Below are 8732 nucleotides of genomic sequence, written 5' to 3'. Positions count from 1 at the left end.
GCCGCCGGGCACGTTCGGGTCATCGCGGGTGCCGGCCGGCGTGGGTTCGGGAGTCCTGCGCGGCCACTGCTGCGATGCCCGGGTCCTGCGTGGCGCGTCCGCCCGCGCGGGTCGGGGTGCCGGAGTCCGGTCCTGGGGGCGGAGCGCTCACGGCCCCGCCGCATGAGGTCAGATCAGGCCGCAGCGGACCGCGTAGGCCACGGCGTGCGGGCGGTTGCGCAGGTTGAAGCGGGTGGTGACGCCGTAGATCACGTTCTTGACGGTGCGCTCGGAGTAGGAGAGTTTGGTCGCGATCTCCGCGGTGTCCAGGCCCTCGGCCATCATGCGCAGGACCTGCTCCTCGCGCGGCGTCAGGCGCGTCCCCGAGGTGGTGCCCAGCTGCTCCAGCAGTTGGCGCTGCAACCTCTCCACGTCCTTGAGCAGCACGCCGATCAGGTTCGGCGGCATGACGCCCTCACCGGCCGCCGCCGCCAGGACGCTGTGCTGCAGTCGCTCGGCGGTGGTCGTCGACCTGAGCAGCACCGCCACGACGCGGCACTCGACCGCGGTCAGCAGGTGCGACTCGTCCAGGTCGGTCGCCACCAGCACCACAGGGGTGCCGATCTCGGTGGCCGCGCGGCGCATGCCGCTGATCACGTCGGTGGTCAGCCGGTCGACCGCCACGACCACCACGTCGGCGAGGTGCCGCTGCTCGGCGGGCAGCAGCACGATCTCCGACCGGGATTCCAGTTGGCCCACCAAGCCGGCCAGGCTCAACGGGTCCACCGCCTGGAGAACCACCTTGACTCTGCGCACCGCCGCCTCCGAAGGACTTCCGGGTTCGTTCCGGACCGAAGTCTGGCCGGGGGCCGCCACAATGCGTCTGAATTCGGTCTACAGGGCCGCCACAATCGGTGTCGACCCCTTCAGAAAAGAGCTTGACCTGCACGAACTGCGTGAACCCCGGATCGCGAGCGGTGTGGGTCACACCAGGGGCGTCGTGGCGGGGCGCGCGTCGGTGACCGGTGCGTCGGCGACGGGCCGGACATCCACCGGCGAGGCGTCCACCGGCAAGGCGTCGGCCAGGGGCGCGTCCACCGGCGGGGTGTCGACCGGTGAGGCGTCCGCCGGCGGAGCACTGGCCAGCGGGGCGTCGACCGGGGGCACCTCCCACGGCAGCACCTCCAGCGGCCGGTCGTCGTGCAGGCTGTCGTAGGCCGCCCGCACCTCGTCCTCCGACATGACCAGGGTCCGCCGGATGAACTCGCCCGCCAACCGGACCGACGCGGGACCGCCGGGGTTGAACAGCACGTCCACCCCGTCGGCGAGCAGCTCCACCAGGTCGGCCAGGTCGACCCGCCGCCACTCCGGCGAGCTCACCCGCCCCCGGTGCCACTCGCTCGTCGCGACCACCGTGCACGGGACGTCGTCCGGCGAGTTCATCACCAGCGGCCGGCCGTCGCCGTTCATCGCCAGGTCGTACAGCGTGTCGCGCAACAGCATCTGCAGGTGCTCGACCTCCGCCTCACCCCGCAGCAGCAGCCGCATCACCGCGTCCAGCGGGTCGTGCGGCGAGGTCGGGTTCGACGGCACGTACGACGGGTTGGTCCGGAACCGGCCCACCTCGCCCTCCGGCGACACCGGCCACAGCCCCACCACCGCGTGCAGCGGCGGCGCTTCGTCCTGCGTCTCCGGCGCCCAGGACGGGTCCATCAGCAGGAACCAGTTCTCGGTGTCCTCGTCGGTCTTCATGTCTGCCTCCTGTGTCGGCGATAACGGTTCGTGATCGACCCGACCCACTCCACACACCCCGGCACCCCCGGACAAGACCGCCGGTCGGCGCGGGCATGTTGGGGCAGGGGCCCGTTCCCGAACGGCCGACCCGGGGCGGCCCCTGTCACGGCTGGTGGCCCCCGGCGTCGGACGACGCCCGCCCCGGTGGGTCCACCTCCATCTCCGAGTCGGAACCGGGATCGAGGCTCGGGTCGAAGTCCGAGTCCGGGGCCGGGTCGGAGCTGGAGTCGGAGCCCGGGTCCGACTCGGGCTCCTGGGTCAGGTCGACCTCCGCCCGCCACCAGGGAACCCCGGGCGGGACGGTGGAGGCGTCGGAGAGGGCCGGACCCACCACCTCCCCCGTGCGGGGGTCCACGCCGTAGAGCCCGGTGGCGACCGCGTTGGCGAGGTGCTCGCTGTACTCGATCCACGCCAGCCCGGTGCCGGCGGTCCGGATCAGCGCGTCGTTCACCTCGTCCGTGCCGAAGAGGTAGCGACGCTGGTCGATCGGGAGCCTCCGATCACGGTCCAGGGCGCGGGCCACCGCGTCCCAGATCTCCTGGCTGCTCAGCGGGGCGGCGTCCGGGTCGACCGACCGCCGCGCGGCGTTCACGCGGCTGGCGAACGCGTGGGCCCTGCCTCGGCCGGTGCTCTGCCGGGCAGGCTCGCCGGTGAGGACGTTGTAACCCTCACCCGGGGTCGACCGGTAGTTGCTCGACTCCCGCTCCGGCAGCGAGCCCGCGGTCATCGCGAGCACCTCGATCAACCACAGGTCGCGCGGCTTGATCTCCACGTCCGGGTGCTCGAAGGCCAAGCCCATGAGGCCCCGGTCGTGGTGGACCGCGCGGGAGTGCGGCTTGTTGCGGAACAGGGCCTCGGGTGACTCGTACTCGTCCCTCAACCCCAGGAAGTGCCCGACCTCGTGCGCCAGGCCGCGCTCCGACAACGACATCGACCACTGCATCTGGTTGGACCAGAAGCCGGGCGTGTCGACCAGCTTGATCGAGTTGTGCGCGTCTTCCGGGGAGGAGGTGAACTCCAGGGTCACGTGCAACTGGTCGCCGGACGGGAGCCGGTGGCCCCGGTTGTAGTAGTCGTCCACCCCGCGGGCCGCCCGCGCCTTCAGATCGGCCACCTGGGCTTCCGGGACACCGGCCGGCACGTGGAGGTGCAGCCGCACCGTGCAGTCCTGGACCCGGACGCCGCCCACCGCGAACCGGCGCCTGTCGTAGGCGATCACCTGCTGGTAGAAGAACATCCCCTCCGGAGTGCTCTTGACCATGGGGTCGTGGTGCCGCGTCGAGACCACCGAGACCGGGGCCTTCGCGCGCTCCTCGACCAGGGCCGCCTCGTCGACCCGCCGGAGGGGACGGGACCACTCGGCGGTCAGGACGTCGCTGTGGCGCCACGACTCGTCCTCCAGGATCGGGCGAGGCGTGGCCCGCCACGGCCGCCTCGACTTCGCCAGCCGTGCCGACGACGCGGCCCGCAACTCCCGCTCGGCCACCGCCACCGCCTGCTCCGCGGCCCACAGGCGCAGCTCGACCGCCTGCCGGACATCGGCCGTCCCGACGTCCGGGAGCTGTGCCGCCGCCGCGGCGCGGGCCGCCTTGACCTCCACTTTGGCCGAGACCAGGACGGCACGGGCCGCCTCCAGCACCGCATCGGCCTTGGCTTCCGCGGTCTCGGCCTCGACTCCCCCGGTCTGGTCCCCGCCGTCGGGGTGCGAAGCGGGCGGAGGTGGCGCCACGTGGTGGTTGACGCCCCGCCACCCGCCGTCGGGCGTCGGCAGCCAGCCCTCGAACCAGTGGACCTCACGCCGCAGGCCGCCCTGAGCCAGGCCGCGGCCGAACTCCACCGCTCCGAACGGCCTCCCGCTGGTGCCCATGAACAGCAACGGCGTGCCGGAGTCATTCCCCGCGGCGGCGCGCACCTCCGGCTTCAAGGTCAGGGAGACCGCCAGGACGTCGGGTGGGAGCAGGTCCGGACGTCCGTCGGCGCGGATCGCCTGGTAGCAGTCCGCCACCGGGCTCGCGAGGACCAGCAGGGGCCGCCTGTCGGCGGTCCACGACCACGTCGTGACGCTGCCGTTCGGCAGGACCAGCTCACCCGCCAGGCCCGGCGCGGTGCGGGAAGCCCACTCCTGCAGCTCTCGCGCGAAGACCTCGTCGCCCGGCGCGCGCACCAGGAAGCCCAGCACGTCGCCGTTCGCGTCGAGCAGGCCGGTGGTGCGGTAATCCCCCGGGCCGGGCACCGACACCAGCTCGAAGGCCGGATCGACGTCGGTACCCGTGCGCACGTAGACGTCGCGGAAGTCCTCCCGGACCCGCAGTGCCCAGGCGAAGTCCGCGCCGAGCCCGTCGGGGCCGACCGCACCCGGCTCGCCCAGCAGGACCACGGGGCGATCCGGCTCGGCCAGCAGCTCCGCCCGGAACTCCTCGCGGCTCATCACCAGCCCGGCCAGGGCGACGCCGTCGAACGCGCGCGGGTTCGCGCCGACGACGGCGATCGTGGCGTGGGACGCCGAGCCTGCCACCGACACCACCAGCGGGAGCCGAGCGCCCCACGGGCCGGAGTGGCTGCCCACCCTCAGCTCGTCGATGATCATCGCGCGCGCGGCCAGGTCGTGCTGGGGCAGGACGATCGCGGCGAAGTCGATCACGGAGCCGAACGAGCTGTGCACCACCTGGCCGATCGAAGGGCTGCCCTGGGTGGGCGGGTTGGACGGCAACCGGACGAAGGTGGCGGCCGGCCCGGCGGTGGGCTCGTGGACGTCGCTCGCGGTGTTCCCGTCGGACTCCGACTCCGACTCCGACTCCGAGCCGGACTCCGACTCCGAGCCGAACTCCGAGTCCGATTCGGACGGAGCTTCGGTGTCCGAGAAGACGTCATCGTCGGACGAGTCGGAGACCTGCTCACCGGGACGCGCCACCCTGCGGTAGGAGCCGTTGGCCTCGACGGTCCGCCTGCCGCTCTCGGGATGGGTGTTGATCACTTGGTCCGCGGCCCAGACCGTCACCGGGAAACCGTCCACCCGCTCGAACGCCTCCACCAGATAGGACGCCAACGGGTACCCGCCTCCCGCCGGGGTCTGGTTGATCAAGCAGACGGTGGCCACCTTGTGCTCACCGCGCGGGTGGGGCGCCGAGCGGTAGATCCGGTTGCGCGTGAGCACCTTGGCCGCAGCCTCCGGGGACAGCCCCAACTCGTCGCCGAACTCGTGCGGACGGCCGGCGCGCAAGCGGACGGCGACGCCGTCCGGCCGACCGTGCATGTCGATGAACCACACCTGCGCCGAGCGCTTCATCCACTTCATGGGCAGCTTCTCGTCACGTTCCTCCACACTGCCATCGGCCGCCTGGACCCTGACCTCCCTGACGTAGCGCTTGAAGCCGGAGGCGACCTCCCGCCGGCGACTGGACTGCATCGTCAGCAGATCGTTGAGCTGCGAGGGGAAGAACTGCCCCTCGATCCGTCCCGTGCCGGCTTCGAGCAGCGGGTAGGTCACGAAGTCGTCCACACCCGGCTCGGCCCGTTCGACCGTCCCGAAACCGTTGCCCGCCACGGCGATCCGCCCGTTGTTGAGCAGCACCAGGCGCCCGACCGGCCAGTGCGCCCGCCGCAGGTAGCCGCCGGCCAGCATCCCCGTGCCGAAGCCCACCGGCTCGGTCGACGCGCCACCCAACGCGGCGAACACGAAGTCCAGGTGCGGGAGGACGCCCGCGGCTTTCCTCAGCAGTGCGCTGTCGCGCAGGACGTCGATCAGCCCGTTCACGGACAGGGCCACGTTCTCCGCGTCGGAACGCGTCGCCAGGTACTGCTCCCCCCACCGGGTGGCCAGGAGCAACAACGGCTGCTGATCCGCCGACCACGGCGAGTCCTCGAACCGGCCGGTAGTCGCGTTCCAGAACCACTTCATCGTATCGGGGGTGGCGTTGTGCGCCCACCGCCGCGCACGCTCGACCTCGGCTTCGTCGCCCGCGGACCGCACGATGAGCGCGACCGCCCGACCCGCGGAGTTCTTCAGGAGCTCCAGCGCGACATCCCCGTCCCGCGGGCCCGAGACGACCGTGAACAGCGGATCGCCGTTCCCGTCCCGCGTCATGGCGTAGACATCGCAGAACTCCCCCAGCTCGCGCAACGCCGAGGCGAAGTCGAACCCGAAACCGCCGAAACCCACCCGGGCGCCGGTGTCCTCACCCACCAGCACCACCGGACGACCGGGTGTCGACTCCAGCGACTGCTGGAAATCCTCGTTGGCGAGGAGGGCCTGGAACGCCTCACGCCCCTCCACTTCGATCTGCCCACCGTCCGTCGTGGGCGCGATGGCGTACCCCTCCGTCGAGCGGACCGCCACGACCAGCGGCAGGTCGTCGCCCCACGGGCCGCCGGCCGTGCCGCTCGCGATGTCGTCGGCGAGGTCGGCCAGGTCCGAACCGAGGTCCACGGCGTCCACCAACGCGAACACGTCTTCGTGCCACCGGACCGACCCGACGTGCCCCACCACCGCCGGCCCGGTGGTGAACCAGGCGTCTTCGGACAGGATCAGCTCGGCGGGCGCTCCGACGACCTTGCCGCCTCTCATGTAGTCGTCGGAGTTCACGGATCCGGAGTACTCGAAGCAGGCCCGGATGCCGATCTCCTCCACCAGGAGGTCGAGGAGTTCCCGGTTGAGCGCGTTGCCCGGCGTATCCATGTCGGTGATCAGCACCAGCGGTCGGCGCACCTCCGGGTCGGTCAACGCCCGCCGGAACGCGGGCGACACCAACAACCGCGCCATCTCACGAGGCGAGAGCAGGCGGATCGGGCCACTCATCGACTGGACCACGTAGTGCTGCCCGTCGCTCTCCAAGTGCACCACGAACGGTCGGACCCGGCCGGCTCCGATGCGCGCGGCCCACGGCAGCAGCCTGGTGACCATGTCGTCGGTGGAGTCCCCGATGTCCTCGAACACCTTGGCCAGGCGCTGGTTGTGGTCGTCGGCGAACCGCGCGCCCTTCCTCAAGCCGCGGTAGCGCGAGGTGTCGCTCAGCAGCGCCGCGCCGTGCAGGTGACCGTCCCCGTCGATCATCTCCTGCCAGTGCACGTCGTCGATCGACAACTCCGACACCCACTCGAACCCGGCGGCGTCGAAGTCGACCAGCCCGGTGGCCGGGTCGATCCGCAGCGCGGCTTTGTTGACCGCCACGTCCCGGTATGGGCCGTCACCGCGCAGCACCCGCGCGACCTCCCGCACCACGTCGAGGTGCTGCCGACTCCCCGGAGGGGGATCGACCACGAGGTGCAGCGGCACGATGGGGCCGTGTTGGGAGATGCCGGCGGCGACCAGCTCGGCGGCGAACGACGCACCGTCCCGCCACTGCCCGTTCGCGAACAACCACCCATCGGACGCGCGGGTGTGGGCGTAGACGTGCACCGGTGAGAAGGTCCTGGTCGTGGCGGGCATGCGGTCGTGGAGGACCTTCCACCCGGCGACGTCCTGACCGCTGTGCCCGAGCGGGAACATCACCACCGGCCCGGGATCGGCCAGCACCACCGAGTCCTCCTGGGCGGCGGGTTCCTCGTCCGGCTCCAGCACCCGGACCTCGCCCGAGCGCGACACCCGCACCCGGCCCGCGAACGTCTCCACCGCGCCCACATGACCCAACCGACGCAGCTCATCCCGCAACACCGACGAGTCCGCCACACCACACATCAAGAACCGCACCGGAGCATCCGGAGCGAACAACCGCATCCCCACCAACAACCGCACAAAAGCACGATCATCCAGGCGCAGGAACACACCCGACCCCAACGGCAACCGCACACCATCCGGACCCCGGTGCGCCACCACACTGAAAACACCCGCATCCGCACCACCCGCACCCGACGCGAACGCCTCCACCACCACCCCGGCCTCACCACCCGACAGGAAACCGGCACCCACCACACCCCCCAACCCATCCCGCAACACCACACGCTCCACCTCCTCCGGGGAGACGACAGCACCCGGCACCGGTTCACCGCCGCCGCTCGCCTCCTCGTCCGAGGCGTCGTCCGCGACCTCGCCGGGCAGCAACACCCTGTGGAACCGGCCCCCGTCGTGCACCACCCGCAGTCCCGTGCGGTCGTTGAGCGAGATGGGGCTGGTCACGGCCAGCAGCGCCACCTTGACGCCCTCGGCGTGCTGGAACGCCGCGCGGAGGTGCGACGCGATGGACACCCCGTTCCCGGGGTGGGGCAGGCCGATGTAGCAGACGTTGGCGACCTTGTACTCCCCCTCGGGGTGCGGCACCGACAGGTAGACCCGGTTGCGGATCAGCGTGCGGCTCGCCGTGCGGGGTCCCAGGAAGACCACGTCACCGTGCCGGTGCGGGTGACCGGTGCGGAGGCGGACCTGCACCACGTCCACGTGGCCGTGCATGTCGAGGAACCACGGCGGGACGGTCGAGTCGGCCCACTCCGCGCGCACCCCGACCCGCTCGACCACCGGCCGACCCTGCTCCTCGCCGACCCTCGTCTCGCTGACGTAGTGCGCGGACGCGGCCTTCAGGTTGCGCAGCAGGCCGATGGGCATGGACACGGTGTCCTGGTCGGTGGTGGGCAGGAACAGGCCCCTGGGCTGACGGGTGCCCGGCGCCAACAGGGGGTTGACGACCACGTCGTCGGGTCCCGGCGTCGACCGCTCGACGGTCTCGAAGCCCTCCCCGTCCAGGGTGAGCGTGCCGTCGTCCGCGAACGACAGCTTCCCTTGGGGCCAGTGGAGCTCGCGCGAGTAGCCACCGGGTGCCAGGCCGGCGGCGAAGTCCTCCGCGTCGACCGTGTCGCCGTCGAGCGCGGCGAACCCGAACGGGACGGCGGGACTGGTGCCCGCCCACGCCCGCACGTCGAGGGCGTTGCGGACGACCGCGGCCAACCGGGCTCCCGACACCTCGACCGGCCGCTGGTCCGACCGCAGCGCCCGGTACCCGGTCGCCGACCGCGCGGCCAGGAACAGCAAG

General features: G+C 71.8%; 3 protein-coding genes. All 3 read right to left on the bottom strand.

From position 1 onward, the window contains the following. Positions 1–168: 168 nt before the first annotated feature. Positions 169–795 carry a LuxR C-terminal-related transcriptional regulator gene (locus tag AB0G02_RS21840; RefSeq protein WP_360797260.1) on the bottom strand — a complete coding sequence of 209 codons (627 nt, stop codon included), beginning with the start codon at positions 793–795 and terminating at the stop codon, positions 169–171. Positions 796–963: 168 nt separating this feature from the next. Beyond that, positions 964–1731 carry a type VII secretion system-associated protein gene (locus AB0G02_RS21835; RefSeq protein ID WP_360797258.1) on the bottom strand — a complete coding sequence of 256 codons (768 nt, stop codon included), beginning with the start codon at positions 1729–1731 and terminating at the stop codon, positions 964–966. 145 nt (positions 1732–1876) lie between these two features. After that, positions 1877–8647, bottom strand: a complete 6771-nt coding sequence (locus AB0G02_RS21830; RefSeq protein WP_360797257.1) for a hypothetical protein — start codon at positions 8645–8647, stop codon at positions 1877–1879. Between the last annotated feature and the right edge of the window lie 85 nt (positions 8648–8732).

Source organism: Actinosynnema sp. NPDC023658 (assembly GCF_040639995.1).
Lineage (GTDB): Bacteria > Actinomycetota > Actinomycetes > Mycobacteriales > Pseudonocardiaceae > Actinosynnema.
Note: the sequence above shows the minus strand (reverse complement) of the source record. Positions and strands in the feature narration are given on the sequence as shown.